The organism is Caenispirillum bisanense (genome assembly GCF_039523075.1).
GTDB lineage: Bacteria > Pseudomonadota > Alphaproteobacteria > Rhodospirillales > Rhodospirillaceae > Caenispirillum > Caenispirillum bisanense.
In genome coordinates this window covers 1-2,133 of sequence record NZ_BAAAEP010000117.1, presented here as the reverse complement: position 1 = coordinate 2,133, position 2,133 = coordinate 1, and the positions used below count along the sequence as shown (strand labels likewise).

General features: G+C 70.4%; 1 protein-coding gene and 2 pseudogenes. All 3 read right to left on the bottom strand.

Annotation, left to right across the window (positions count from 1 at the left end; all coding sequences use genetic code 11):
• A pseudogene (tnpC, locus tag ABD056_RS22690) lies at window positions 1-1,215 on the bottom strand (IS66 family transposase); the annotation flags it as partial.
• 100 nt (window positions 1,216-1,315) lie between these two features.
• Window positions 1,316-1,585, bottom strand: a pseudogene (tnpB, locus tag ABD056_RS22685) (IS66 family insertion sequence element accessory protein TnpB); the annotation flags it as partial.
• Between the two features lie 26 nt (window positions 1,586-1,611).
• Window positions 1,612-2,046, bottom strand: coding sequence for an IS66-like element accessory protein TnpA (gene tnpA, locus ABD056_RS22680; RefSeq protein WP_343870564.1), 435 nt, complete (start codon window positions 2,044-2,046; stop codon window positions 1,612-1,614).
• Between the last annotated feature and the right edge of the window lie 87 nt (window positions 2,047-2,133).

The following is a 2,133-nucleotide window of genomic DNA, read 5'->3' as shown; positions in this document are numbered from 1 at the left end:
GGCGAGCTGGGCGTCGATCCAGGTCCGCATGCTCTCCACCAGGGGGCGGGTACGCTCGTCCCGAGCGGCTTGGCGTTCCTCCGGCGCCCGGCCGCGGATTTCGCTCTCGATGCGGTACAGTTCGGTGATCCGGCGCAAGGCCTCCGCGGCCACCGGGGAGCCCTGCTTCACATGAAGCTCGTAGAACTTACGTCGCAGGTGGCTCCAGCAGAAGGCGAGCGTGATCGGCAGCGGCGCTGCGGCGCCGGCCTTCGCCGTGACGAGGCTCTTGTAGGCGGCATAGCCGTCCACCTGGAGGATGCCGGCGAAACCGCCGAGGTGATCGCGCGCGTGGTCCGCAGCGCGGCCGGCGGCTTAGACATAGGCGGCCGCCGGCGGATCGCCGCCGCCCCAGGGCCGGTCGTCTCGCGCATAGGCCCAGAGCTGGCACGTCTTGGTCCTGCCGCGGCCCGGGTCGAGCACCGGCAGGCGCGTCTCGTCGGCGTAGAGCTTGGCCGACGACAGCAGGTGCAGCCGCAGCCGTTCGTACAGCGGCTTCAGCCACCAGCAGGCATGGCCGACCCAGCCGGCCAACACCGAGCGGTCGATCTCGATGCCCTGGCGCGCCAGGATGCGGGCCTGGCGATAGAGCGGCAGGCCGTCGGCGTACTTGCCGACCAGCACCTGGGCGATCAGGGCCTCCGTCGGCAGGCCGCCGGCGACGACATGATCCGGGGCCGGCGCCTGCACCACGCCGGTCTCGCAGGTCCGGCAGCCGTAGCGCGGACGCCGGGTGACGAGGATGCGGTACTGCACCGGCACGACGTCGAGCCGCCGGCTGACGTCCTCGCCGATCACGTGCCGCTCGCCTTTGCAGCAGGGGCAGACCTTGTCCTCGGGCGCGACGTCGATGACGCGCTCGATCTCGGGCAGGGTCCTGGGCAGCGAGGCCCGCTCGTCACCCGTCCGTCGACGGCGCCGTTCCACCGGCGCGGCCGCGTCCATCTCGGCATGGACGGCGGCGATGCTCTGCTCCAGGTCCTCGAAGGCGAGGGGCAACTGGTCGGGGTCGAGCTTCTCGGACCGCCGGCCGAACATCAGCCGCTTCAACTGCACCAGGAGGTGCTCGAGGCGGTCGGCGCGGTCCTTTTCGACGTCGCGCTCCTCGGCCAACGCCAGAACCAGCCGACGCAGGTCGGCGGGATCGGTAGGCAGGGAGTCGAGGTCGAGCGGCATGGCCGGATTTTACCCGCTCCGGAGTCGCCGAGCCAGCCGGAAACCGGCTCAGCAGGCGGCTTTCAGCCGTCTCACCGACCGCCGCCGGACGCGCGACCAGTCGCCCTTCGAGCAGCATCGCCATCTGCGCCGGCGACACCGTGACGACACCGTCACGCACCGGCGGCCACGTGAAGCGGCCGGTCTCCAGCCGCTTGTAGAACAGGCACAGGCCGCTGCCGTCCCACGCCAGGATCTTGACCCTGTCCAGCCGCTTCGAGCGGAAAACGAAGAGGTCGCCGCAGAAGGGATCGCGCCGCAGGGCTTCCTGCACGACCGCCGCCAGACCGTCGTGCCCTTTGCGGAAGTCCACCGGCTGCGTGAAGAGCACCACCTTCACACCCGTCGGCGGTCCGATCACCGCGGCCTCCGCAGGGCGCCGATGACGGCGACCGCCAAAGCGGGATCGACGTCGCCCGACAGCATGGCATGCCCGCCATCGACCACCACGTCGATTCGACCCCGCCGCGCTGCATCGGGCTGCGGCGGGCGCGTCTCCAGCTTAAGAGCTTCGACCACCATCTCGGCGAAGGGACCGCCGGCCGCGATCGCGGTTCCCTTGGCGATGTTGGCGTCCCGTCGCCACACCGTAAGCAGGCCGCGGTTCACGCCGTACCGCCTCGCCACATCCGAAATGCTGGCGCCCGGTTGCGCGCTCGCCACCACGATCTCCGCCTTCTCATCCGCCGTCCATCTTCGGCGCTGCCGGCGGCCCGTGATGACCTCCACACGCTGGTACGGCCCGGCTTCATCTCTGTCTCCAAGCCAGGCATCAAGTCTGTCGTCATCCATCGCGGCCGCACCTCACTCGCCTCGGAAAGCCATCACGATGCGGCAGAGCGCGCTTCGTCAACAGGTGGGGGAGGAGACCCGCTTACC